Annotated in this window: 20 protein-coding genes and 1 other RNA gene; 3 read left to right on the top strand and 18 right to left on the bottom strand. The window is 65.2% G+C overall.

The window, feature by feature from the left end; all coding sequences use genetic code 11:
* Positions 1–62: 62 nt before the first annotated feature.
* From rnpB to pyrC, 3 genes are all read right to left on the bottom strand, one after another.
* Positions 63–486: RNase P RNA component class A (gene rnpB, locus ACFPTO_RS12725), an RNA gene on the bottom strand.
* 89 nt (positions 487–575) lie between these two features.
* Complete coding sequence (locus ACFPTO_RS12720) at positions 576–1,430, bottom strand: DUF3025 domain-containing protein (RefSeq protein WP_377711684.1); 855 nt, start codon at positions 1,428–1,430, stop codon at positions 576–578.
* 2 nt (positions 1,431–1,432) lie between these two features.
* Positions 1,433–2,488 carry a dihydroorotase gene (gene pyrC, locus ACFPTO_RS12715; RefSeq protein ID WP_377711683.1) on the bottom strand — a complete coding sequence of 352 codons (1,056 nt, stop codon included), beginning with the start codon at positions 2,486–2,488 and terminating at the stop codon, positions 1,433–1,435.
* Positions 2,489–2,629: 141 nt separating this feature from the next.
* On the opposite strand from pyrC, the gene ACFPTO_RS12710 reads away from it, so the two are divergent.
* Positions 2,630–3,541: a class II glutamine amidotransferase gene (locus ACFPTO_RS12710; protein ID WP_377711682.1), complete on the top strand. Its 912-nt coding sequence runs from the start codon at positions 2,630–2,632 to the stop codon at positions 3,539–3,541.
* 108 nt (positions 3,542–3,649) lie between these two features.
* Here the strand turns inward: ACFPTO_RS12710 and ACFPTO_RS12705 are convergent, their stop codons facing one another.
* From ACFPTO_RS12705 to ACFPTO_RS12680, 6 genes are all read right to left on the bottom strand, one after another.
* On the bottom strand, positions 3,650–4,375 hold the full coding sequence (locus tag ACFPTO_RS12705; RefSeq protein WP_293035147.1) for an amino acid ABC transporter ATP-binding protein: 726 nt from the start codon (positions 4,373–4,375) through the stop codon (positions 3,650–3,652).
* Positions 4,372–5,049 (bottom strand): glutamate/aspartate ABC transporter permease GltK, encoded by a 678-nt coding sequence (gltK, locus tag ACFPTO_RS12700; RefSeq protein ID WP_377711681.1) that lies wholly within the window; start codon positions 5,047–5,049, stop codon positions 4,372–4,374. The genes ACFPTO_RS12705 and gltK overlap by 4 nt, the downstream gene beginning before the upstream one ends.
* Positions 5,049–5,789, bottom strand: coding sequence for an amino acid ABC transporter permease (locus ACFPTO_RS12695; protein ID WP_377711680.1), 741 nt, complete (start codon positions 5,787–5,789; stop codon positions 5,049–5,051). Before ACFPTO_RS12695 ends, gltK begins: the two co-directional genes overlap by 1 nt.
* Positions 5,790–5,909: 120 nt before the next feature.
* On the bottom strand, positions 5,910–6,803 hold the full coding sequence (locus tag ACFPTO_RS12690) for a glutamate/aspartate ABC transporter substrate-binding protein (protein ID WP_377711679.1): 894 nt from the start codon (positions 6,801–6,803) through the stop codon (positions 5,910–5,912).
* Positions 6,804–7,005: 202 nt separating this feature from the next.
* Entirely contained in the window at positions 7,006–8,307 is a 1,302-nt protein-coding gene (locus ACFPTO_RS12685; protein ID WP_377711678.1) for a Glu/Leu/Phe/Val family dehydrogenase, read from the bottom strand.
* Between the two features lie 184 nt (positions 8,308–8,491).
* A complete protein-coding gene (locus ACFPTO_RS12680) occupies positions 8,492–9,442 on the bottom strand; it encodes a LysR family transcriptional regulator (RefSeq protein ID WP_377711677.1) in 951 nt (316 codons plus the stop codon).
* 336 nt (positions 9,443–9,778) lie between these two features.
* Here ACFPTO_RS12680 and purB point away from each other — a divergent pair, with 336 nt between their 5' ends.
* The gene (purB, locus tag ACFPTO_RS12675) at positions 9,779–11,167 is read left to right on the top strand and encodes an adenylosuccinate lyase (RefSeq protein WP_296652116.1); all 1,389 of its coding nucleotides are present in this window, start codon (positions 9,779–9,781) and stop codon (positions 11,165–11,167) included.
* 110 nt (positions 11,168–11,277) lie between these two features.
* Here the strand turns inward: purB and ACFPTO_RS12670 are convergent, their stop codons facing one another.
* The 4 genes from ACFPTO_RS12670 to edd all read right to left on the bottom strand — a co-directional run bounded on the left by ACFPTO_RS12670 (position 11,278) and on the right by edd (position 16,045).
* Entirely contained in the window at positions 11,278–11,784 is a 507-nt protein-coding gene (locus ACFPTO_RS12670; RefSeq protein ID WP_377711676.1) for a gluconokinase, read from the bottom strand.
* A 68-nt stretch (positions 11,785–11,852) separates the two neighbouring features.
* The gene (locus ACFPTO_RS12665; protein WP_377711675.1) at positions 11,853–13,211 is read right to left on the bottom strand and encodes a GntT/GntP/DsdX family permease; all 1,359 of its coding nucleotides are present in this window, start codon (positions 13,209–13,211) and stop codon (positions 11,853–11,855) included.
* Between the two features lie 246 nt (positions 13,212–13,457).
* Entirely contained in the window at positions 13,458–14,111 is a 654-nt protein-coding gene (gene eda / locus ACFPTO_RS12660; RefSeq protein ID WP_377711674.1) for a bifunctional 4-hydroxy-2-oxoglutarate aldolase/2-dehydro-3-deoxy-phosphogluconate aldolase, read from the bottom strand.
* A gap of 2 nt (positions 14,112–14,113) precedes the next feature.
* Positions 14,114–16,045, bottom strand: a complete 1,932-nt coding sequence (gene edd / locus ACFPTO_RS12655; protein WP_377711673.1) for a phosphogluconate dehydratase — start codon at positions 16,043–16,045, stop codon at positions 14,114–14,116.
* Between the two features lie 285 nt (positions 16,046–16,330).
* Between edd and ACFPTO_RS12650 the strand changes: the two genes are divergently transcribed.
* The gene (locus ACFPTO_RS12650) at positions 16,331–17,179 is read left to right on the top strand and encodes a MurR/RpiR family transcriptional regulator (protein ID WP_377711672.1); all 849 of its coding nucleotides are present in this window, start codon (positions 16,331–16,333) and stop codon (positions 17,177–17,179) included.
* A gap of 121 nt (positions 17,180–17,300) precedes the next feature.
* Here the strand turns inward: ACFPTO_RS12650 and ACFPTO_RS12645 are convergent, their stop codons facing one another.
* The 5 genes from ACFPTO_RS12645 to leuS form a co-directional block, all read right to left on the bottom strand.
* Entirely contained in the window at positions 17,301–17,717 is a 417-nt protein-coding gene (locus tag ACFPTO_RS12645) for a CopD family protein (RefSeq protein ID WP_296652099.1), read from the bottom strand.
* A gap of 131 nt (positions 17,718–17,848) precedes the next feature.
* On the bottom strand, positions 17,849–19,120 hold the full coding sequence (locus ACFPTO_RS12640) for a glutamate-5-semialdehyde dehydrogenase (protein ID WP_377711671.1): 1,272 nt from the start codon (positions 19,118–19,120) through the stop codon (positions 17,849–17,851).
* Positions 19,121–19,313: 193 nt separating this feature from the next.
* On the bottom strand, positions 19,314–20,522 hold the full coding sequence (holA, locus tag ACFPTO_RS12635; protein WP_377711670.1) for a DNA polymerase III subunit delta: 1,209 nt from the start codon (positions 20,520–20,522) through the stop codon (positions 19,314–19,316).
* 38 nt (positions 20,523–20,560) lie between these two features.
* Complete coding sequence (locus tag ACFPTO_RS12630; RefSeq protein ID WP_377711669.1) at positions 20,561–21,112, bottom strand: LPS-assembly lipoprotein LptE; 552 nt, start codon at positions 21,110–21,112, stop codon at positions 20,561–20,563.
* Between the two features lie 106 nt (positions 21,113–21,218).
* A complete protein-coding gene (leuS, locus tag ACFPTO_RS12625) occupies positions 21,219–23,813 on the bottom strand; it encodes a leucine--tRNA ligase (protein WP_377711668.1) in 2,595 nt (864 codons plus the stop codon).
* Positions 23,814–23,930: the final 117 nt, after the last annotated feature.

Below are 23,930 nucleotides of genomic sequence, written 5' to 3'. Positions count from 1 at the left end.
ATTTGCAGAAAAAAAGCCGGCGCGGTGATTGAACCGCGCCGGCTTTTTTTGCGTAATGAGGACGGCAAAGCAGGCCGATAAGCCGGATTCTGTGCACACCCGCCGCCTTTCGGCGCCGGGCGCGTGGCAGCCATTCCTCTAGGCGCGCCATTGCTGACGCGCTCAAGCTTCCTACCCGCAGACGAGACGGGGGCCCCGTCCTGCATCGCGAAGATGCGCGCCTGCCTACTTGGAATTGCTCCGGGTGGAGGTTGCCGTGCCGTCTACGTCGCCGTAGCCGCGGTGCGCTCTTACCGCACCGTTTCACCCTTACCTGATCCCGGCCGAAGCCGGGCCATCGGCGGTCTGTTCTCTGTTGCCCTGTTCCGCGTGTTGCCACGGATGGCCGTTAGCCATCACCCTGCCCTGTGGAGTCCGGACTTTCCTCGCCTCCGGCGATTCCAATACTGCCGGAACCGCCAAAGCCGCGACTGCCTGGCCTGCTTTGCGAGGGGCGATATTAGCACGGCGCGACGCGCCGCGCGCAGGGTGCCGAAGCGGCGCGACGACGCCTGCCGCCGACACCAGTCCCCACACTAGCCCCCACGGCGGCCCGGCCGAAACACGGAAGTGTCGTCGTAGAACGCCGCGTCTTCGTTCTGCGGCCACCAGTCGGGAATGCCCAGCACCGGCAGCGGCGAAAAACTGCGGCTGGTCAGGTTCGCGGCGGCGGCAAGCGTCGCGCTCACCGCTTCGTCGAGCCACGCATCGCGCGCTTCACGCGCCCAGCCGAAATACTCCGGCGGCGCCTCGACTACCCATGCGTGCGCCGTGCATGCCGCGTACGGTGCGATCAATTTGTCGAGCAGCGCATGGCCGAATACGCGCACTTCGCAGTGCGTGCCCCAACGCGCGCGGTTCGCGACGAACAGCGTGCGCCAGTCGAAACCGCGCAGCGCCGCCGCCATCGGCTCGTCCGCGCACACGAACAGCACCGCGTTCTCGTCGAAGAGCGTGAGCGCGTCGCGCACGCCGCCGCGCGTCGGACCGACGCCGAGCACGTCGATTGCCGCCGACTGGCGCGCGTTCAGCGTCGCCTTGATGCGCGGAAACGCAAACCAGGCGAGCGCGTTGAAGAAGTCGTGGAGGTTGTGGCGCGTGGGCACGCAGCCCGTCGCCGCGATGTGCGCCTCGTACGCGCTGCCCTCGGGCAGATCGTCCTGGACGATGAACGCGAGCGGCTGCCCGCGCCCGGTTGACTGCGCGCACGCGCGCGCATCGGCATTCAGCGCGTCGAGATAGCGGTCGTAACCGGCGAGCGCCGCCTGCTGCCAGCGCCGCCCGCGCGCCTCATGCTGGGCGAACCACGGGCGCGCCCAATCGATATCGGCAAATCCGGCAGCGGGAAGACTGCGGCGGGCCGCGCCGCCCGCCGGAGCGTCGGCGCTCACGCTCAGACGAGCTTCCAGCCGATCGATTCGCCGCCGCGCAGCGGCACGACCGGCGTGTCGCCCGCCGTCACTTCGGCGGGCAGCGTCCATGCCTCGCGGCGCAGCGTCACCGTTTCGGCGCTGCGCGGCAGACCGTAGAAGTCCGCACCGTAGAAGCTCGCGAAGCCTTCGAGCTTGTCGAGCGCGCCCGCGTTGTCGAACGCCTCTGCGTAGAGTTCGAGCGCGTGCAGCGCCGTGTAGCAGCCCGCGCAGCCGCACGCGTGCTCCTTCAGCCCCTTCGGATGCGGCGCGCTATCGGTGCCGAGGAAGAAGCGCGCATCGCCCGAGGTCGCCGCCTCGACCAGCGCCACGCGATGCGTCTCGCGCTTGAGGACCGGCAGACAGTAGTAATGCGGACGAATGCCGCCCTGGAAAATCGCGTTGCGGTTGTACAGCAGGTGATGCGCCGTGATCGTCGCGCCCAGCAGCCCCGGCGCGGCGTGGTCGGCACGGATGTAGTCGACGGCGTCCTTCGTCGTGATGTGCTCGAACACGACCTTGAGCGCCGGGAAGTCGCGGCGCAGCGGCGTCATCACGCGGTCGATGAAGACCTTCTCGCGGTCGAACAGGTCGATGTCGGCGTTCGTCACCTCGCCGTGCACGAGCAGCGGCATGCCCGCTTCCTGCATCGCTTCCAGCGTCCGCGCGCACTTGCGGATGTCGGTCACGCCCGCGTCGGAGTTCGTCGTCGCACCCGCCGGATACAGCTTCACGCCGTGCACGAAGCCGCTTTCGCGCGCGCGGCGGATTTCCTCGGGCGGCGTGTTGTCGGTGAGATAGAGCGTCATCAGCGGCTCGAAGCGCATGCCCGTGGGCAGCGCAGCCAGAATGCGCGCGCGGTACGCTGCGGCCTGCCCGGTCGTCGTGACCGGCGGCTTCAGGTTCGGCATGATGATCGCGCGGCCGAACTGGCGCGCGGTATGCGGCAGCACCGCCGCGAGCATGGCGCCGTCGCGAACGTGCAGATGCCAGTCGTCGGGGCGGGTGAGCGTGAGGGTCGTCGGAGAAGGAGCGTTCATGGCGATCGATGCCGCGCAGCCGCGCCCCCAAAAGGAAGGCCCGCGAGCCGCAGCCGGGTGATATGCTTGGAAAATCGTTATTGTACCGGGCGGCCAGACAACCACGCTGGTCGCCACGCCCCGCCGTACCACGCATCAGATATGTGCCAACTTCTCGGAATGAACTGCGCCGCGCCGACGGACGTCACGTTCTCCTTCACCGGATTCGCGGCGCGCGGCGGCGTCACCGATCACCACGCCGACGGCTGGGGTATCGCGTTCTTCGAAGACAAGGCCTGCCGCCTCTTCATCGACCACGAAGCGTCCGCGCGCTCGCCGATCGCCGAAATGGTCAAGCGCTACCCCATCAAGTCGCGCAACACCATCGCCCATATCCGCAAGGCCACGCAAGGGCATATCCTGCTCGAGAACTGCCACCCGTTCATGCGCGAACTGTGGGGCCGCCACTGGATCTTCGCGCACAACGGCGATCTGCAGGACTTCAATCCGGCGATGTCGGGTGTCTATCATCCGGTCGGCACGACCGATAGCGAACTCGCGTTCTGCGCGCTGCTGGAAGGGTTGCGCAAGGCGTTCCCGGGTTCGCAGCCGCCGCTCGACGAACTCTTTGCGGCGCTCGAATCGCTCACGCGCGACATTACGCAGTTCGGCGTGTTCAATTTTCTGATGTCGAACGGCCAGGCGCTTTTCGCGCACTGCTCGACGCATCTCTACTACCTCGTGCGCCGCTGGCCGTTCTCGACGGCGCATCTCGTCGACGCCGACGTCTCCATCGACTTCGCGAATTACACGACGCCGGAAGACTGCGTCGCGGTGATCGCGACCTCGCCGCTCACCGACAACGAAGTCTGGACGCGCTTCGCACCCGGCGATCTGCTGATGTTCCAGCACGGCGACGTGGTCGCGCAGGCGCGCGTGCCGGTACCGCAGAGTGTGCTCGACAAGCTGAAGAATCCGTCGACGGATGCCTCGGCGAGCGCGCCCTGTGCGCCGCCAGACAGCAAGACCGTGGACATCGCAACCGCTGCCGCGATGCAGACCTGGGGCGACTAGCGTCCGCTGCAACGCAAAACAAAGCAAAGCAAAACGCCGCGTGGGCCGATGGCCCGCGCGGCGTTCTTCGTTTCAGCGCAACGCTTGATGCAACGTCTGGTGCAACACTCAGTGCAGGATCTTCGCGAGAAAATCCTTCGCGCGATCCGACTTCGGATTCGCGAAGAAATCCTGCTTGCGGTCGTCCTCGACGATAGCCCCCTGGTCCATGAAGATCACGCGATGCGCGACCTTCTTCGCAAAGCCCATTTCGTGGGTCACGCACATCATCGTCATGCCTTCCTGTGCGAGTTCGACCATCACGTCGAGCACCTCGTTGATCATCTCGGGGTCGAGCGCCGATGTCGGCTCGTCGAACAGCATCGCGATCGGGTCCATCGAGAGCGCGCGCGCAATCGCCACGCGCTGCTGCTGGCCGCCCGAAAGCTGGCCCGGAAACTTCTCCGCATGCGCGCGCAGGCCCACGCGGTCGAGCAGTTTCATGCCCTTCTCGGTCGCCTCGTCCTTGCTGCGGCCGAGCACCTTGATTTGCGCGAGCGTGAGGTTTTCGGTGATCGAGAGGTGCGGGAACAGCTCGAAGTGCTGAAACACCATGCCCACTTTCGAGCGCAGCGCCGACAGGTTGGTCTTCTTGTCGCCCACGCTCTGGCCGTTCACGAGGATCTCGCCCTGCTGGAACGGCTCCAGGCCATTGACGGTCTTGATGAGCGTCGACTTGCCCGAGCCCGACGGCCCGCATACAACCACGACCTCACCTTTCTTCACTTCAGTCGTACAGTCGGACAGCACCTGAAAATGACCGTACCACTTCGAAACGTTCTTGATTGAAATCATCTTGCGACCTTTTTCTGAAAGCCTTTCACAAGGCCCGACGCGACCACGCAAATGACGAAATAGCAGGCGCCCGCGAACAGTACCATCTCGACAGTCGTGCCGTCACGGTCGCCGATGTTCGCCGCCGTGCGGAAGAAGTCCGCGAGGCTGATCACGTAGACGAGCGAGGTGTCCTGAAAGAGGACGATGGCCTGGGTGAGCAGCAGCGGAACCATCGCACGAAACGCCTGCGGCAGCACGATGAACCGCATCGCCTGGCCGTAGCGCATGCCGAGCGCGAAGGACGCGTTCACCTGCCCGCGCGACACGGCCTGAATGCCGGCGCGAATAATCTCCGAATAATAAGCCGCCTCGAAGAGCGAGAACGCCACCATCGCCGATGCGAGCCGGATATCGATATCGGGCGAAAGATGGAGCACGCTTTGCAGCACTTGCGGCACGATCAGGAAGAACCACAGCAGGACCATCACGAGCGGAATCGAGCGGAACACCGTCACATAGCCCTTCGCGAACCATTCGAGCGGCTTGACGCCCGAAAGGCGCATGAGCGCGAGCAGCGTGCCCCACAGAATGCCCACGACGATCGCGCACAGCGTGATCTTGAACGTGACGATCGTGCCGGTCCACAAGGTCGGCAGCGCGCCCGGAATGCCGCTCCAGTCGAAATGATGCATCACTTGCCTCCGATGTAGCCCGGCAGCCGGCTCCGCCCTTCGACCCAGCGCATCAACGCCATGACGACAAGATTGATCAGGACATACGCGAGCGTGACCGCGATGAACGACTCATAGGCCTGCGACGTGTAGTCGACGAGCTGGCGCGCCTGCGCGGACAGATCGAGCAGGCCGATCGTCGACGCCACGGCGGAATTCTTGAAGATGTTGAGGAACTCGGACGTGAGCGGCGGCACGATGATGCGGTAGGCGACCGGCAACAGCACGTAGCGATAGGTCTGCCATTGCGTGAAGCCCATCGCGAGACCGGCGGCGCGCTGGCCGCGCGGCAGCGCGTTGATGCCCGAGCGCACCTGCTCGCACACGCGCGCGCCGGTGAAGAGGCCAAGACAGATGATCGACGATGAAAAGAACTGCGCGTTGGGCGGCAATTGCTTGAACCAGTTGCCGAGCGACGGCGGCACCAGTTCCGGTATCACGAGATACCAGACGAAGAACTGGACGATCAGCGGGATGTTGCGAAACACCGCGACATAGACGGTGCCCGCGCCCGCTGCCCATTTGTTCGGCACCGTGCGCAGCACGCCGAAGAGCGATCCCACGACGAGCGCGATCACCCACGCGGAGAGCGATACGGTGACCGTGACCCACAAGCCCGAGATCAGCCACCCGAGATAGGTGGTGGGCTCGCCAGTCGAGACCGGGCTGAGCAGAATGCCCCAGTTCCAGTGGTAGGACATGAAGCGTCTCCCGTGAGAAGAGCGGAAGAAGCGGTGCTTCTTCCGCTCCGCACCAAAATCCGGTCAAGAACCGGTTAAAAAACCGGCTAGCGGAATAAAGGAGTAGCGGACTGGCGACGCCTATTCGATCGCCTTGTCGTTCGGGTTCTTGAACAGCGCCCGCATGTCGTCGCTAAGGGGGAAGTTGAGGTTGAGGCCCTTCGGCGGAATCGGCGACTCAAACCACTTCTTGTAGATGACTTCGCCTTGACCCGAGGTCTGGATCTTCGCGATGGCGTCGTCGGCCACTTTCTTGAACTCGGGATCGTTCTTGCGCATCATGCAGCCGTAAGCTTCACGCGACTGCGGCGTGCCGACAATCACGAAATCGCCCGGATTGTTCGACTTCGCACGCTCGCCCGCGAGCAGCGCATCGTCCATCATGAACGCGACCGCGCGGCCCGTCGAGAGCGTGAGGAACGACTCGCCGTGGTCCTTCGCGCTGATGATGTTCATGCCCATGCTCTTGTCCTGGTTCATCTTGCGCAAAAGACGCTCGGACGTCGTGCCTGCCGTCGTGACGACGGTCTTGCCCTTCAGGTCGGGGAAATCCTTGATGCCCGCTTCCTTCTTCGCCATGAGGCGCGTGCCGATCACGAAGATGGTGTTCGAGAACGCGGCCTGCTGCTGACGCTCGGCGTTGTTCGTGGTCGAGCCGCACTCAAAGTCCACCGTGCCGTTCTGCACCAGCGGAATCCGGTTCTGCGACGTGACCGGCACGAGCTTGACCTTCAGGTTCGGCATGTTGAGCTTCTGCTTCACCGCATCGACGATCTTCAGCGCGTAGTCCTGCGAGTAGCCGATCACGTTCTGCTTGTCGTCGTAGTACGAAAACGGAATCGACGATTCGCGGTGGCCGAGCGTGATGACGCCGGTGTCCTTGATCTTCTTGAGCGTGCCGGAATCCTGGGCCTGGGCGCCCGCGGCGACAAACCCGAGCGTAGCGCAAACGAGCGCAACCTTCTTGATGTTCATTTTGCTCTCCTGTGCGAGAAACGCACCCAGTGTAGCAAAGTAATCATTTTGAAAGCATTAACCAGAACCCTGACGGCAGCGTCCGGCGGCGCGGAGCGTGGCGCGCCTTCCGGAAACGCAAAAGCGGACGGCCCCGCCAAGGTCCCGTCCGCTTTTGACTACTGCGCAAGCAGCGGGTGCAAGCGCACCCGCGTCGTTCCGATCAGGGGTACAGGCCGCGCAGTTCGCGCGCCATCAGAATGCGCTTGCACGCAACGATGAACGCTGCCGTACGCATCGATACGCCCTGCTCGCTCGACACTTGCCAGACCGCGGCGAACGCTTCGCGCATCACGCGCTCGAGACGCTCGTTGATCTCCGCTTCGGTCCAGAAGAAGCTCGAGAAATCCTGCACCCACTCGAAGTACGAAACGGTCACGCCGCCTGCGTTCGCCACCACGTCCGGGATCACGAGGACGCCCTTGTCGTGCAGGATGTCGTCGGCTGCCGTCGTGGTCGGGCCGTTCGCGCCTTCCACGATGATCTTGGTGCGGATCTTCGCCGCGTTCTTCTCGGTGATCTGGTTTTCCAGCGCGGCCGGGATCAGGATGTCGGTCTCGATGGTCCAGAACTCGTCGTTCGAGAGGACATCGGCGCCAGCGAAGCCCGCCACGCCACCCGTCTTCGCGACGTGCTCGAGCAGCGCGGCCGAGTCGATACCGCTGCTCTTGTGGAGCGAGCCGGTGTGATCCTGCACTGCAACGATGCGCGCGCCGGCTTCCTGGAACAGACGCGCAGCGATACCGCCCACGTTGCCGAAACCTTGCACGGCGATGCGTGCGCCTTCGATCGACATGCCCTTGCGGCGCGCCGCTTCGCTGCCGACGACGAACACGCCGCGGCCCGTCGCTTCGCGGCGGCCAAGCGAGCCGCCGAGCGCGATGGGCTTGCCGGTCACGACGCCCGTGGCCGTTTGGCCCTGGTTCATCGAGTACGTGTCCATCATCCACGCCATGATCTGCTCATTCGTGTTGACGTCCGGCGCGGGAATGTCCGTGTTCGGTCCGATGATGATGCCGATTTCGCTCGTGTAGCGGCGCGTCACGCGCTCGAGTTCGCCACGCGAGAGCGTGCGCGGATCGACGCGGATACCGCCCTTCGCACCGCCGTACGGCACGTTCACAGCAGCGTTCTTCACCGACATCCATGCGGACAGCGCCATCACTTCGGACAGCGTGACGTCCTGGTGATAACGCACGCCGCCCTTGCCGGGACCGCGCGAGACGTTGTGCTGCACGCGATAGCCTTCGAAGTGCGCGACGGTGCCGTTATCGAGTTCGATGGGTACGTCGACGATCAGAATGCGCTTCGGGCGCTTGAGCGTTTCGAGCCAGCGCGACAGCGAGCCGAGATACGGCGCGACGCGATCGACCTGGCGCAGGTAGTTGCCCCAGGGGCCGAGGTTGTCGGCCTGGAGATAGGAAGGAACCGATGAAGGTGCTGCAGACTGCATTTGCGATGACATGAACGCTCCGACGTCGAACAGGTGGTGCCATTGTCAGAAAAGGCCCACACGAAATCCAATGCCGTTTGATCATCCCGTTATGCGTTTCGTGCATAACGTTCGCAAAGCGAAAAAGTGTGTTGCGCGTGCGAGCTTATGGTTTCGTTGGCTTCACCGGTTTGTTGTCCGGTTTGTTATCCGCTTGTCACCCGCCCTTCGCGAGTTCCTCGCGCACCGCGTCCCACACGCCGCCGACAAGCGCGCGGCGCGCTTCGTCCGGCGCGGCGAGCTTGTCGCGGTAGAGGCGGATTTCCATGTCGAGCGTGAACTGCCCGCCGGGCGTGCCGCGCGTCGCGCGGTCGAGCCGGATCAGATGGCCCTCCGCGACGGCGTCCTCCACCGCGCTGCTCGGCAGGAACGCAATGCCATGGCCCGCGAGCGTCATCGCCTTGAGCCCCTCGGCCATGTCGGTTTCGTAGACTCGGTCCAGATAAAGACGCGTCGGCGCGTTGCCGATGATCACCTCGGTCATGCGGCCGAGGTAGGCGTTCGGCGTGTACGAAAGATAGGGCGTGGGCGCGTCCGGCGTGCCGGGCAGCGTGTAACGCGCGCGGCCGGCGCGCTGCACGGCGGAGTAAGGACTGATCGATTCGATGCCGAGCGTGAGCGTGTCGTAGCGCGCGGGATCGAGCGTCACGGGATGGCTCGGATGGTGATAGCCCATCACGAGATCGCAGCCGCCCTCGACGAGCGAAAGCACCGCGTCGTGCACGTTGAGCGCGCGCAGGCGCGTGTGGATGCGGCCGAGCTTCCCTTCGAGGCGCAGCAGCCAGCTCGGGAAATACGTGAGCGAAAGCGTGTGCGGCACGGCGAATTCGATCGTCGCCGCGGGCGCTGTCGTGTGGCCGCGCAGCAGCGTGCGCGCCTCGTGGAACTGCGAGAGCATCGCGAGCGCCTGCTCGTTGAATACCTGGCCCGCGGCCGTGAGGCGCGTCGGGTAGACGGAACGATCGATCAATTCCGTGCCGAGCCATGCTTCGAGCGCCTGGATGCGTCGCGAGAACGCCGGCTGCGTGACGTGCCGCAGTTCGGCGGAGCGACTGAAGCTATGCGTTTCCGCCAGCGAAACGAAGTCTTCGAGCCATTTGAGTTCCATGCGAATTGCGGTGCCGGTAACGTAAAGTCCGCATTCTAGGCCCACCGGCGCACGTCAGGGGCTCGACTGCGCCGTCTTGCATCAGGCCGACACCAAGGGACACGCTGGGACGCGAAGTGACGCAACGGGACACGAAGGGACACGAAGGGACACGAAGGGACACGAAGGGACGCAGCGGAACGCAGCGGAACGCAAGGCGCAGCCGGGCGGCCCGGCGCGCTCCGGCCGCCCGGGGCGTGGTGATAAAATACGCGGTTCCCGCCGTCTTGCATCTGGCCTTCATCTGACCGTCATCTGACCATTAGCGAGCGTAACCTCCGCCGTTACGTCCCCATCATGTCCGACACCCGTCCCGATACCCTCTTTGCGCTCACCGCGCTCTCTCCGCTCGACGGCCGCTACGCCTCGAAAACCGAAGCGCTGCGCGACTGGCTTTCAGAAGCCGCGTTCATGCGCCACCGCGTGACGGTGGAGATCCACTGGCTGATCGCGCTTTCGCACGCCGGTTTCGCGGAAATGCCGCGCTTTTCCGAAGCGTCCGAGCAGTTCCTGCTCCAGCTCGCCGCGAACTTCACGGCGCACGACGCCGCGCGCATCAAGGACATCGAGCGGGTGACGAACCACGACGTGAAGGCCGTCGAATACTGGCTCAAGGAATCGGTGAAGGGGCAACCGGAACTGGAGCGCGCGAGCGAGTTCATCCACTTCGCCTGCACCTCCGAGGACATCAACAACACGTCGCACGGCCTGATGCTCGCGGGCGCGCGCGAACACGTGATCCTGCCCGCGCTGCGCTCGGTGCATCAGCGCCTCGTTGCGCTCGCACATGCGCACGCCGCGCAACCGATGCTGTCGCGCACGCACGGCCAGCCCGCCAGCCCGACCACGCTCGGCAAGGAAATCGCCAACGTCGCCGCACGCCTCGCGCGCGCCATCGAGCGCATCGAGAAAGTCGAGCTGCTCGGCAAGATGAACGGCGCGGTCGGCAACTTCAACGCGCACCTTTCGGCGTACCCGGAATTCGACTGGGAAGCGTTCTCGAAGGAAGTCGTCGAGCAACGCCTGAAGCTCACGTTCAATCCGTACACGATCCAGATCGAGCCGCACGACTACATGGCCGAACTGTTCGACGCCATCTCGCGTGCGAACACGATCCTGCTCGACCTCGACCGCGACGTGTGGGGCTACATTTCGGTCGGCTATTTCAAGCAGCGCACGAAGGCCGGCGAGATCGGCTCGTCGACGATGCCGCACAAGGTCAACCCGATCGACTTCGAAAACTCCGAGGGCAACCTCGGCCTCGCGAACGCCACGCTGCGCCACCTCGCCGACAAGCTTCCGGTCTCGCGCTGGCAGCGCGACCTGACCGACTCGACGGTGCTGCGCAACATCGGCGTCGCGTTCGGCTACTCGCTGCTCGCCTACGACGCGCTGATCCGCGGTCTCGACAAGCTCGAAGTGAACCCGCAACGTCTGAACGACGACCTCGACGCGACGTGGGAAGTGCTCGCCGAGCCGGTGCAGACGGTGATGCGCCGCTACGGCATCGAGAATCCGTACGAGCAGTTGAAGGAACTCACGCGCGGCAAGGGCATTACGCGCGAAGCGCTGCAAACGTTCGTGAGCGGCCTCGCGATTCCGGAAGACGCGAAAAAGCGTCTGCTCGAGATGACGCCCGCGTCGTACGTCGGCAAGGCGGTCGAACTCGCGAAGCGTATTTCGTAAGCGCGTTTCTCAAGCACATCCCTGCCGCGGTCGGCTCAGTCGACCTTGCGGCAATAAAAAAGCGCTCGATTCGTCGAGCGCTTTTTTCGTTTACCGCTGCGCGAACCGCTTCAGGCTTGCGTGCCGCGCGTTGCCAGTTGCTTCATGACTTCATCGACGATCTGCTCGGGCGTGAGTTCCACGTTGACCACGATGGCCTCCTCGGCGCCCGGCTCCTCCAGCGTATCGAGCTGGCTTTGCAACAGCGACGGATCGAAAAAGTGTCCGGTACGCGCTCCAAGCCGCGCGTGCAGCACCTCGAAGGTACCCTTCAGATAGACGAAGCACACGTCGCGGTCGGCGCCGCGCAGGATGTCACGGTACGAACGTTTGAGCGACGAACACGTGAACACGGCCGTTTCGTGCGCGCGCTGCTTCTCGTCGATGGCCGCGCGGATGGTGCGCAGCCATGGCCAGCGGTCGTCGTCGGTGAGCGGAATGCCGTCGTGCATCTTCTTCTTGTTGGCCGCGCTGTGGAACGCGTCGCCATCGGTGAAGCTGCAGTGCAGGCGCTCGGCCAGCAACTCGCCAATGCGTGTCTTGCCTGCTCCCGACACGCCCATCGCAATCAAAATCATTTTTGGCTCCTGTCGACCAGAGTTAGTGCTTTAGCACTTACTCTGGTCCCACGCAGAATATTCGCTCGTTACAGCACGGCCGCCAGCGCGAAAGTTAGCCCGAGTCCCATCAGGGAAATAATCGTCTCACACAGCGACCACGTCTTGAAGGTCTGCACGACGGTCATGCCGAAGTACTCCTTGATCAGCCAGAAGCCGCCGTCGTTCACATGCGAGAAGATCAGCGAGCCCGAGCCGGTCGCGAGCACGAGCAGTTCGGGTTTGACCGCCGAAGCGCTCGCGGCGGCAATCGGCGCGACGATGCCGCAGGCCGTCGTCATCGCGACGGTGGCCGAGCCGGTCGCGAGCCGGATCAGCGCCGCGACGAACCAGCCGAACAAGAGCGGCGAAAGGTGAGCCGACTCCGCCACCGCGACGATCTCCTTCGAAATGCCGCTGTCCATCAGCACGCGGCCAAAGCCGCCGCCCGCGCCGACGATCAGCGTGATGCCCGCAATCGGCGCGAGGCAATCGCCGCAGAACTTCTGGATCTGCTCGCGCGTGAAGCCCTGCCGCGCACCGAAGGTCCAGAAGCTCACGAGCACGGCGATCAGCAATGCGACGTCGGTCGTGCCGATGAATTTCAGCAGGCCGTTGGCCAGCGTCTTCGGCGCGAAGACAAGATCCGCCCAGCTCCCCATCAGCATGAGGATCACCGGCAGCAAAATCGTGAAGACCGTAATGCCGAAGCCCGGCAGTTCGCTGTCAGCCTTGGGCTTGACGGCGACGAACTGCGCGGCGAGCGGATTGTCCTCGGGCAGCTTGATCGCGCGGTGAATGAGCAGCGCGAACAGCGGACCGGCGACGATAGCGGTCGGCACCCCGACGATCAGACCGTAAGCGATGGTCTTGCCGACATCGGCGTTATACGCCTGAACCGCGAGCAGCGCAGCCGGGTGCGGCGGAATCAGGCCGTGGACGACCGACAGGCCCGCCACCATCGGCAGGCCGACGAGCAGCAGCGACTTGCCGGTACGTTTGGCGACGTTGAACGCAATCGGAATCAGCAGCACGAAACCGACTTCGAAAAACACCGGCAAGCCGACGATCACGGCGACGAACATCATCGCCCAGTGAATGTTCTTTTCGCCGAACCAGCGGATCAGCGTCGTGGCGACGCGCTCCGCGCCGCCGGACTCGGCCATCATCTTGCCGAGCATGGTGCCGAGGCCGACCACGATTGCGATGTGGCCGAGCGTATTGCCGTTTCCGGTCTCGAACGACTTGACGATCTGATCCATCGGCATGCCGACGGCGAGGCCGAGCAGCAGCGAGACGATGATCAGGACTAGAAATGGATAAATCTTGTAGCGCGTGATCAGCAGGATCAGCGCAGCAATCGCGATGAGCGCGTAGACCAGCAGCATGCTGCCGTGGGCCACTCCCATGAGACTCCTCCACAGGTGATTTGCAAGACGCGTTCATGCATGCAGCGCGCAAGACGCAATGGCCTTCGCCAGGAGCGGAGGCCGAGGGTGTAGAGGTTACAACGACTTCGGTTACGGCGTTTATAACAGCACAAACCGCGCAAGGCGTGACCCTTGCGCGGTTTGTCGGACCATCGCAAACCAGCCGGTTTTCAATGCGCCGCGAGTCCGGAGGCTACTGCTCCGAACCCGCGTGTGAAGCGCACGTCAGCGCACGGGACGCGACAACTCGCTTGCCGCGCGTGCGAGGCGCGTGACTTCGGCCCAATCCTGCGCCGCAAGCGCGGCCTTCGGCGTGAGCCACGAGCCGCCCACGCACACGACGTTCGGGAGTGCGAGGAAATTCGTCGCCGATTCGGGCGTGATGCCGCCGGTCGGGCAGAACTTGAGCGTCGGGAACGGGCCGTGGAATGCGTTGAGCATCGCGATGCCGCCCGCGGGCACGGCCGGGAAGAACTTCACGATTTCGTAGCCCAGTTCCATCGCGAGGATGATGTCCGACGGCGTCATGACGCCCGGCAGAAGCGGCAAACCCGCTTCGATCGACGCGTCGTGCATCTCGCGCGTGAGGCCAGGCGAGACGCCGAACTGCGCACCGGCCTGCTTCGCAAGCGCGCATTGCTCGGGCTTCGTGATCGTCCCGACGCCGACGGCGATATCCGGCGCGATCCGCGACGCACGCTGAATCGCGTCGAGGCCGGCTGCGGTGCGCAGCGTGATTTCGAGGACCTTCACGCCGCCTGCATACAGCGCACGCGAAACGTGCTCGCCCTGCTCGGCGGTTTCGAAGGCGAGCACCGGAATCACCGGGCCGAGGCGGACGATGTCAGCTACCGACGTAGTTGGCAGATGCGTTGCCATAGTCATGCTCCTTGATGTTGGGTTGCGGTCGCCTTGCGGGCGTGGGTGACCGTCGCGCCCGCAGCTTTGCTGCCTGCATCACTGCCCGCTTTGCTGTCCACCTCGCCGACCAGCGCGCCGAACACCGACGCGCCCTGCTCCGCAGGCGCCGCGGCAGCGCGAAACACGCCGAACAGTTCGCGGCCGAAGCCGGCTTCGTTGCTTTCCTGATGCGCGGGCTGCGCGACCGGGCGCGCGTCCCATTCGGCGGCGTCGACTTCGACGTCGAGCACGCCTTCGACGGCATCGATCACGACGATGTCACCGTCGCGCACCTTGCCGATCGGACCGTGCAGCAGCGTCTCGGGCGAGACGTGGATCACTGCGGGAACCTTGCCCGACGCGCCCGACATGCGGCCGTCCGTCACGAGCGCGACGTGAAAGCCCTTGTCCTGCATGACGCCGAGCAGCGGCGTGAGGCGGTGCAGTTCCGGCATGCCGTTGGCGCGCGCGCCCTGGAAGCGCACGACGGCCACGAAGTCGCGTTCGAGTTCACCGCGATCGAACGCTTCCTGCACCGCTTCCTGCGAATCGAACACGATTGCGGGCGCACGCACCTTACGGCGCTCGGGCGCAACCGCCGAAACCTTGATGACGCCGCGTCCGAGCCGCCCCTGCATGAGGCGCAGGCCGCCGTCCGGCTGGAACGGTTCGGCGAGCGGGCGCAGCACGGCGGCGTCGGCGCTTTGCTCGACCGCGTCGACCCACGTGAGCTTGCCGTCGAGCAACTTCGGTTCTTTCGTGTAGTGGCGCAGGCCCTTGCCCGCAACGGTCGTGACGTCTTCGTGCAGCAACCCGCCGTCGAGCAGCTCGCGCACGAGGAACGCGATGCCGCCCGCCGCGTGGAAGTGGTTCACGTCGGCCTTGCCGTTCGGATAGACGCGCGCGAGCAGCGGAATGGCGTCCGAGAGCGCGTCGAAGTCGTCCCAGTCGATGAGGATGCCCGCTGCGCGCGCGATCGCCACGAGGTGCATGGTGTGGTTCGTCGAGCCGCCCGTCGCGAGCAGCGCGACGATGCCGTTGATAATCGCGCGCTCGTCGATCACGTGGCCGATCGGCGTGTAGTTGCCGCGCTCGACGGTGAGATCGAGCACGCGGCGCGCAGCCGCGGCGGTGAGTTCGTCGCGCAGCGGCGTGTACGGATGAATGAACGCCGAGCCCGGCAGATGCAGGCCCATCACTTCCATCAGCATCTGGTTGCTGTTGGCCGTGCCGTAGAAGGTGCACGTGCCCTGGCTGTGATAGGCCGCCGCCTCGGATTCGAGCAGCGCGTCGCGCCCGCACTGGCCCATGGCGAACTGCTGGCGCACCTTGGCCTTCTCGTCGTTGGACAGGCCGCTCGCCATCGGGCCGGCGGGCACGAAGATCGCGGGCAGATGGCCGAACTGCAGCGCGCCGATCAGCAGACCCGGCACAATCTTGTCGCAGATGCCGAGGCACAGCGCCGCGTCGAACATGTTGTGCGTGAGCGCAACGGCCGTGCTCATCGCGATCACTTCGCGCGAGAAGAGCGACAGCTCCATGCCCGCATTGCCCTGCGTGATGCCGTCGCACATCGCTGGCACGCCGCCCGCGAACTGCGCGACGCCGCCGTTTTCGCGGGCCGCTTCCTTGATGATGTCCGGGTAGTTCTTGTAGGGCGCGTGGGCCGAGAGCATCTCGTTGTACGCCGAGACGATGCCGATGTTCGGCTCGCGGATCGACTTGATCGCGATCTTGTCGCGGCCTTCGAGGCCCGCGAAGCCGTGGGCGAGATTCGCGCACGAGAGCACGCCGCGCGCCGGGAACTGGTCCTGCGCGGCGGCGATGCGCGCGAGATAGGCCTCGCGCGTCGGCTTGCTGCGCTCGATCACGCGCCGCGTGACCTTCATCAACTGGGAATGCGGGGAAACCATCGAATCTCCTTCCTCTCGGCCTGGCGGGACACATGGGCTGACACAGGGGCTGGATCGGATGTCCAGTCAGCAATGGCGCGATGTTAGTAGAAAAACTACACGCACGCAATCCTGCGCAACCCTGACGTTTGCCCTAAGGGGCAGGCGCTTAATCCCAGTAAATAGCGGGCCATTCCTAACGCCGCATGTCAGGCATTGCATTTCTGGTCGCATGAATGTAGTTTTTGTACACATCCTCCGATCCGCTATAGTCCACGGATCTTTCAGCATAGTGCGAGTTTTCCGATGCTGCTGTCCCAGGTGAAGGCCATACGCGAGCAATTGCGCCCGTCCGAGCGCAAGCTCGCCGATTACATCGTCGATGCGGCGCGTGAAGTGCTCGACCTGTCGATGACCGAGGTCGCGCAGCGCGCGGGCGTGAGCCAGCCGACCATTGCGCGCTTCTGTCACGCGCTCGGTTTCTCGGGATTTCGCGAGTTCAAGATCCGGCTCGCGCAGGCCGTGGCCGCGGACCTGCCGCCCGCGGTCTATCGCGACGTGCGCCCCGACGAGCCCGTGCCGGGCGTTGCGGCCAAGGTGCTCGACCGCACCATCGGCGCGCTGCTGCAGGTGCGCAACAATCTGTCCGCCGACGCGCTCGCCGAGGCCATCGCGCTGCTCGCGAACGCTAAGCGCATAGAGTTCTACGGCGCGGGCGGCTCGGGCATCGCCGCGCAGGACATGCAGCACAAGTTCTTCCGCCTCGGCATGCCGAGCGTCGCCTACGCCGATCCGCACACGTTCCTGATGTCGTCCGCGTTGCTTGGCGCGGGGGACGTGGTCGTCGCGATCTCGAACACGGGGCGCACGCGCGATGTGGTCGATGCCGTGCGCACGGCGCTCGACCGCGGCGCAAAGGTGATCGCGATCACGCACGGTACCTCGCCGCTCGCGCGTCTCGCGACGGTCGGCCTGCACGCGAACGTCGACGAAGACACGGACATCTTCTCGCCGATGACCTCGCGCACGTCGCATCTCGCGATCGGCGACATTCTCGCGGTAGGCGTCGCGCTGCAGCGCGGCCCGGAACTCACGGAAAAGCTCGCGGGCGCGAAGGAGATCATCGCGCGCCGCCGCCTCGATCCGATCGGTTAGGCGAGGCGCTTTACAGCCCGTGAAGGAGGGAATTGCGCGGGCTTGTTGCGCCTGCAGTCGATGCAGACGCGCCGCAAGACGACGGGCGGCATCCGCGCCGCCCGCGAGGGAAGAAGAAGAATCAGAACGGCTTGAGCACGACGAGCGCGACGGCCGCCAGCATGCCGAGCACCGGCAGTTCGTTGAACAGGCGATACCACTTGTCGGAGCGGCGGTTCTGGCCGCGCTCGAAGGTCTTCAGAAGGTGCCCGCAATAGTGGTGATAGACGATGAGCAGCACGACCACGCCGACCTTCGCGTGAATCCAGCCCTGGCCGGAACCGATGCCCACCACAAGCCACAGCCACAGACCGCACAGCAGCGCGGGCACGGCGATGATCGTCATGAAACGGTACAGCTTGCGCGCCATGAGCAGGAGACGCTTCACGGCGGCGGGCTCGGTTTCCATCGCCAGATTCACGAAGATACGCGGCAGGTAGAACAATCCTGCAAACCACGACGCGATTAGAACGATGTGAAACGTCTTTACCCAAAGCATCTGGCGATCCTTCCTGTCTTCCTGATTGACTAGAGCACGTCGGCCAGACGAATGTGGCACAAGCGGCAGCACAAGCGGCATGGACATGCACGAAAGAGCGTGGCGCGCGCCGTCGCGCGCGCCGCACAGAATTATTGCCGTCCTTCGCCGTGGCCGAAGACCACGTACTTGAGCGACGTCAAGCCTTCGAGGCCGACCGGGCCGCGCGCGTGCAGCTTGTCGTTCGAAATGCCGATCTCCGCGCCGAGGCCGAATTCGAAACCGTCTGCAAAACGCGTCGAGGCGTTCAGCATCACGCTCGCCGAATCCACTTCGCGCAGGAAGCGCATCGCGCGGTCGTGATCTTCGGTGACGATGGCGTCGGTATGCGCCGAGCCGTACGTGTTGATGTGCGCAATCGCGTCGTCGAGGTGGTCCACCACCTTGATCGCCAGCACTGGCGCGAGGTATTCCGTGCTCCAGTCTTCTTCGGTCGCGTCCACGAGCGGGCCGACGCCCGCAGCGGCGAGAATCGCACGCGCCGCGCCATCGACGCGCAACTCGACCTCCTTTTCGCGATACAGGCGGCCAAGCGGCGGCAGCACTTCGTACGCGATACCGCGCGCGACCAGCAGCGTTTCCATCGTGTTGCAGGTGCCGTAGCGGTGCGTCTTCGCGTTGTCGCAGACGTTGAGCGCCTTCGCGATATCGGCGCGGTCGTCCACGTAGACATGGCAGATGCCGTCGAGATGCTTGATCATCGGCACGCGCGCCTCGGCCATCAGGCGCTCGATCAGGCTCTTGCCGCCGCGCGGCACGATCACGTCGACATACCCGGTCATCGTGATGAGCTTGCCCACCGCCGCGCGGTCGGCCGTTTCGACCACCTGCACCGCTTCCTGCGGCAGCCCCGCCGCCGTCAGCCCTTCGCGGATCAGCCCGGCGAGCGCCGTGTTGCATTCGAGCGCCTCGGAGCCGCCGCGCAGGATCGTCGCGTTGCCCGACTTCAGGCACAGCGCCGCGGCGTCGATCGTCACGTTCGGCCGCGATTCGTAGATGATGCCGATCACGCCGAGCGGCACGCGCATCTGGCCCACCTGGATGCCGCTCGGGCGGTACTTGAGGTTGCTGATCTCGCCGATCGGATCGGGCAGCGCCGCCACCTGGCGCAGGCCCTCGACCATCGTCTTGAGCGCCTTGTCCGACAGCGTGAGCCGGTCGATGAAAGCCGCGTCGTGGCCCTTGTCCTTCGCGCGCGCGAGGTCGCGGGCATTCGCGTCCTTGAGCTGCTGCGCCTCACGCTCGATGGCCTGCGCCACCGCTTCGAGCGCGGCGTTCTTCGCGGCAGTCGTAGCTCTCGCCATCGCGCGCGAGGCTTCGCGGGCGCGGCGGCCGAGGTCGGTCATGTACTGGTCGATATCCATATGTGTGTCGTGATGAGACGCGTGCAGCGTGTGCAAACGTAGCCTGGAAAGCACGCTGGAAAGAATGATTGTAAGGCCGGTGCCCAAGGTACGCCCGGTGCGCCCGGCCCGTCCGGTGAGCGGCGGCGAGCGCGCATGGCGCCCGGTGCGCGGAAGCAGGCGCCGGCCTGCAAGCCTCGTGAGCCCTTGCGGCTCAGCCCGGCCTGCGCGCCGGCCCTGCGGACGGCGGTCGGCCGCCCGGCTGCGCGCGGCCCGCCGGCCCTGCCGCGCCGCGCGCAGCAGGAGCGGCCGATGGCCGCGCCCCGGCACCCGCAGCGCCTGTGTCACGCGGCGACGCGACGGTCATCGCGAGTTCGAAGAGCCCGTCCCATGCGTCGGGCGGCAGCGCGTTGCGCCACTCGCCGCGCGCCTGCGCCGACAGTCCCTTGACCTGGCGATCGAGCCGCGCCGCCATCGCGAGCGCGCGTTCGAGCGCCGCATCGGTCAGACGCGAAAGCGCCGGGCCGATCAGCCGCTCGCGCGGCCCCCACACGCGGTTCTCGCGCAACAGCATCGCGAGCGGCTTGCCCGCCGCAACACCGCGCTTGATGCGCAGCAGCGTGCGGATTTCCTCGACGACGGCCCACAGCACGAGCACCGCAGCCTCGCCTTCGCCGCGCAGGCCGTCGAGCATGCGCGCGAGCCGGCCGACATCGCCGGTCAGCATCGCTTCGTTGAGCTTGAAGACGTCGTAACGCGCCACGTTGAGCACGGCGTCGTGAATCTGCTCGAAGCTCAGCACACCTTGCTCATAGAGCAGGCCGAGCTTCTGGATCTCCTGATGCGCCGCGAGCAGGTTGCCCTCCACGCGCTCGGCGACGAACTGCAGCGCACGCCGCCCGTCCTCGCCGGGCGCGACGCGCTGGCCCTGCTGCGCGAGCCGCTGGCCGATCCAGTTCGGCAGTTGCGCGCGCTCGACGGGATCGATCTTCAGCGCGACGCCGGCTTCGGCGAGCGCCGAGAACCAGGCGGACTTCTGCGTCGCCGCATCGAGACGCGGCAGTGTGACGAGCGTAAGCACGTCAGGATTCGCCGCCGACCTGGCCGATTCGGCGAGCGTCTTCAGCGCGTCTACGCCTTCCTTGCCCGGCTTGCCCGAGGGAATGCGCAACTCGACGAGCTGGCGATCACCGAACAGCGACATCGACTGACTCGCGCCAAGCAGCGAACTCCAGTCGAACCCGCGCTCGACCGTGAACACCGACCGGTCCGTGAAGCCCGCCGCGCGCGCGGCCGCGCGAATGCGGTCGCACGCCTCCTGGGCGAGCAGGTGCTCGTCGCCATAAACGACGTAAAGCCCGGCGAGCCCGCTTGCAAGCCCTTTCGCGAGGTGCGGTTCGAGTGCGTCGAGTCGCAGTTGCATGGATGGCGCTTACGTGGGGTCGGAGAGAAGGCCGCGCATCAGAGCGGCGGCGGCGGCAGCGGCGCGGCCGGCGCCACGCCCGGCACGACCTGGTCGGGCCTCGGCGTCAGCGTCTTCAGGACCGCCAGCCGACGCGTGAGCTGATCGACGGCATCGATTTGCATGTCCGCGAACAGCAGGTCGGCTTCCGTCACTTTGGCCGTGGAGAACTGGGTGCTGTAGGTCATCGCGCGGTTCAGCGCGATCACGCTCGGCCGGATCAGCACGGTGCCGTCGGGCGTCATCAGCGTGTAGTTGAGCGAATAGTTGATCTGGTATTCCTGGACCACGCCGAGCTCATTGAGCGTAAGCGTGCTGAAACTGCGCGCTTCCGCGACGCGCAGGACGGCGTCGGCGTTGGACATCGACTGGACCACCACCGAATCGCTGCCCCCTTCGACGAGGCGCGCGATGCGCGCCTCGACGGGCGGCGGTGCGCCGACGATGGCGAGGCGCTTGAACGCGTAGTTCTGCTGCCCGCGCAACTGGAATCCGCACGCCGAGAGCATCAGCGCGCTGCCTGCCAGTAACAGAAACGATCTGCGAATCACATAAGCTCCCGGGTTCGAGACAGGCTCGGAGCGAGGGCGGCACGCCGCGCGTTCCACCCTCGCCGCAGCGAGTCTCTCCACATCAATCGCCGCATCAGTCGCTACATCAAACCACGACGTTCACGAGACGGCCCGGCACGACGATGACCTTCTTCGGCGCACGGCCTTCCGCGAACTTCACGTACATCTCGTGCGCGAGCGCCGCGGCTTCGATCGCGTCCTTGCCTGCATCCTTCGCAACGGTCACCGCGCCGCGCACCTTGCCGTTCACCTGCAGCACGAGTTCGATTTCGGCCTGCTCCAGCGCCTTTTCGTCGACCTTCGGCCAGGGCGCGTCGAGCAGCGTGCCGAATTCACCGGCATAACCGAGTTCCTGCCACAGACGATACGTGATGTGCGGCACGACTGGATACAGCACGCGCAGCAGCACGCCAAACGTCTCGCGCTGCACCCCGGCGCCCGCGCCCTTCGCGCTATCGATCGCGTTGAGCATCTTCATCGCGGCCGACACGACCGTGTTGTACTGCAGACGCTGATAGTCGAAATCCGCCTGCTTGAGCACGCCGTACACGTCGCGGCGGAGCGCCTTTTCGACATCCGTGAGCGCGGTGACATCGAGCGCCGCACGCGCGTTGAGCGCCTGCGCATTCGCATGGCCGAACGCCCACACGCGGCGCAGGAAGCGGCTCGCGCCTTCGACGCCCGCGCCCGACCATTCGAGCTGCTGCTCGGGGGGCGCGGCGAACATCGTGAAGAGACGCGCGGTGTCCGCGCCGTACTGGTCGATCAGCACCTGCGGATCGACGCCGTTGTTCTTCGACTTCGACATCTTCTCGACGCCGCCGAGCACGACCGGCTGGCCATCGGCGTTGAGCGTCGCACCGGTCGGGCGGCCCTTGTCGTCATGCGTGACGGTGACATCGGCCGGGTTGTACCAGGTCTTCTTGCCCGACACATCCTCGCGATAGAACGTCTCGTTGAGCACCATGCCCTGTGTGAGCAGGTTCTTCGCGGGCTCGCCGAACTTCACGAGGCCGAGGTCGCGCGAAACCTTCGCCCAGAAGCGCGAATACAGCAGGTGCAGGATCGCGTGCTCGATGCCGCCGATGTACTGATCCATCGGCATCCAGTAGTCGGTGCGCTCGTCGACCATCGCCTTCGCATCCGGCGCGGCGTAGCGGTAGAAATACCAAGACGAATCGACGAAGGTGTCCATCGTGTCGGTTTCGCGCTTCGCGGCGGCACCGCACTTCGGGCACTTGCAGTTCAGGAACGCTTCGGACTTCGCGAGCGGGTTGCCCGTGCCGTCCGGCACGAGGTCTTCGGGCAGCACGACCGGCAGGTCCGCTTCGGGCACCGGCACGTCGCCGCAATCCGGGCAATGGATGATCGGGATCGGCGTACCCCAGTAGCGCTGGCGCGAGATGCCCCAGTCGCGCAGACGCCACGTGACCTGCTTGTCGCCGAAACCGTGCGCCTTGAGGTCGGCCGCGACCGCGTCCACGGCCTGCTGATAATTCAGGCCGTCGAACTTGCCGCTGTTGATGCAGACCGCGCGCTCCTTGTCGCCGTACCACTCCTGCCAGCCTTCGAGCGAGTAGGTCTCGCCTTCCGCGGCGATCACCTGCCTGATCGGCAGTTCGTACTTCTTCGCGAAGGCGAAGTCGCGCTCGTCGTGGCCCGGCACGCCCATCACCGCGCCTTCGCCGTAGCTCATCAGCACGTAGTTGCCGATCCACACCGGCACCGCTTCGTTCGTGATCGGGTGCGTGACCGTGAAGCCGGTCGGGAGACCCTTCTTCTCCATCGTCGCGACGTCGGCTTCCGCCACGCCGCCGCGCTTGCATTCGTCGATGAACGCCTGGAGCTGCGGCTTGCCTTGCGCGAGGCGCGTGGCCAGCGGATGCTCGGCTGCGATCGCGCAGAAGGTCACGCCCATGATCGTGTCGGCGCGCGTGGTGAACACGCGCAGCAGCTTCTTCTCGCCGTCCAGTTCGTACGGAAAGCCGAAGTTCACGCCGAAGCTCTTGCCGATCCAGTTCTGCTGCATGATCTTCACGCGCTCGGGCCAGCCGAGGTCGCCGAGGTCGCCCAGCAGTTCATCGGCGTACTGCGTGATGCGCAGGTAGTACATCGGGATTTCGCGCTTTTCCACGAGCGCGCCCGAGCGCCAGCCGCGCCCGTCGATCACCTGCTCGTTGGCGAGCACGGTCTGGTCGACCGGGTCCCAGTTCACCGTGCCGGTCTTCTTGTACGCAATGCCCTTCTCGAGCATCTTCAGGAAGAACCACTGGTTCCACTTGTAGTAGTCGGGCTTGCAGGTGGCGATTTCACGCGACCAGTCGATGGCGAGACCCATCGACTGCATCTGGCCCTTCATGTACGCGATGTTGTCGTACGTCCACTGCGCGGGCGGCACGCCGTTGGCCATCGCGGCGTTCTCGGCGGGCATGCCGAACGCGTCCCAACCCATCGGCATCAGCGTGTTGTAGCCGTTCATCCGCAGATAACGGTACATCACGTCGTTGATCGTGTAGTTCCGCACGTGGCCCATGTGCAGCTTGCCCGACGGATACGGCAGCATCGAGACGCAATAGAACTTGGGCTTGTCGGTCGTTTCGGCCGTCAGGTAAGCGTCGTTGGCGCGCCATTCGCCTTGCGCGGCGGATTCGACGTCGGTGGGAACGTATTTTTCGAGCATGGTGTGGGTGGGAAACGCTGATTCCGTGCCGCATGCACCGGAGCCGGCAATTCGTTGGGCCGGCGGGTAGCGGTGGCTTTTCTGGGCCCTTTTTACAGGGAAACGGTGATTATACCG

Source organism: Paraburkholderia denitrificans, from assembly GCF_042655705.1.
Classification (GTDB): Bacteria; Pseudomonadota; Gammaproteobacteria; order Burkholderiales; family Burkholderiaceae; genus Paraburkholderia; species Paraburkholderia denitrificans.
The sequence above is the reverse complement of the archived record's forward strand: the minus strand, read 5'-3'. Positions and strand labels throughout refer to the sequence as shown.

Bases quoted from the DNA above. Each gene is read 5' to 3' on its own strand.
- gltK (WP_377711681.1), bottom strand. From the start codon at position 5,049: ATGCATCATTTCGACTGGAGCGGCATTCCGGGCGCGCTGCCGACCTTG.
- ACFPTO_RS12680 (WP_377711677.1), bottom strand. From the start codon at position 9,442: ATGGAACTCAAATGGCTCGAAGACTTCGTTTCGCTGGCGGAAACGCAT.
- pyrC (WP_377711683.1), bottom strand. From the start codon at position 2,488: ATGAACGCTCCTTCTCCGACGACCCTCACGCTCACCCGCCCCGACGAC.
- purB (WP_296652116.1), top strand. From the start codon at position 9,779: ATGTCCGACACCCGTCCCGATACCCTCTTTGCGCTCACCGCGCTCTCT.
- edd (WP_377711673.1), bottom strand. From the start codon at position 16,045: ATGGTTTCCCCGCATTCCCAGTTGATGAAGGTCACGCGGCGCGTGATC.
- holA (WP_377711670.1), bottom strand. From the start codon at position 20,522: ATGCAACTGCGACTCGACGCACTCGAACCGCACCTCGCGAAAGGGCTT.
- ACFPTO_RS12650 (WP_377711672.1), top strand. From the start codon at position 16,331: ATGCTGCTGTCCCAGGTGAAGGCCATACGCGAGCAATTGCGCCCGTCC.
- ACFPTO_RS12705 (WP_293035147.1), bottom strand. From the start codon at position 4,375: ATGATTTCAATCAAGAACGTTTCGAAGTGGTACGGTCATTTTCAGGTG.
- ACFPTO_RS12640 (WP_377711671.1), bottom strand. From the start codon at position 19,120: ATGGATATCGACCAGTACATGACCGACCTCGGCCGCCGCGCCCGCGAA.
- ACFPTO_RS12695 (WP_377711680.1), bottom strand. From the start codon at position 5,789: ATGTCCTACCACTGGAACTGGGGCATTCTGCTCAGCCCGGTCTCGACT.
- ACFPTO_RS12670 (WP_377711676.1), bottom strand. From the start codon at position 11,784: ATGATTTTGATTGCGATGGGCGTGTCGGGAGCAGGCAAGACACGCATT.
- ACFPTO_RS12710 (WP_377711682.1), top strand. From the start codon at position 2,630: ATGTGCCAACTTCTCGGAATGAACTGCGCCGCGCCGACGGACGTCACG.
- ACFPTO_RS12690 (WP_377711679.1), bottom strand. From the start codon at position 6,803: ATGAACATCAAGAAGGTTGCGCTCGTTTGCGCTACGCTCGGGTTTGTC.
- leuS (WP_377711668.1), bottom strand. From the start codon at position 23,813: ATGCTCGAAAAATACGTTCCCACCGACGTCGAATCCGCCGCGCAAGGC.
- ACFPTO_RS12685 (WP_377711678.1), bottom strand. From the start codon at position 8,307: ATGTCATCGCAAATGCAGTCTGCAGCACCTTCATCGGTTCCTTCCTAT.
- eda (WP_377711674.1), bottom strand. From the start codon at position 14,111: ATGGCAACGCATCTGCCAACTACGTCGGTAGCTGACATCGTCCGCCTC.
- ACFPTO_RS12665 (WP_377711675.1), bottom strand. From the start codon at position 13,211: ATGGGAGTGGCCCACGGCAGCATGCTGCTGGTCTACGCGCTCATCGCG.
- ACFPTO_RS12645 (WP_296652099.1), bottom strand. From the start codon at position 17,717: ATGCTTTGGGTAAAGACGTTTCACATCGTTCTAATCGCGTCGTGGTTT.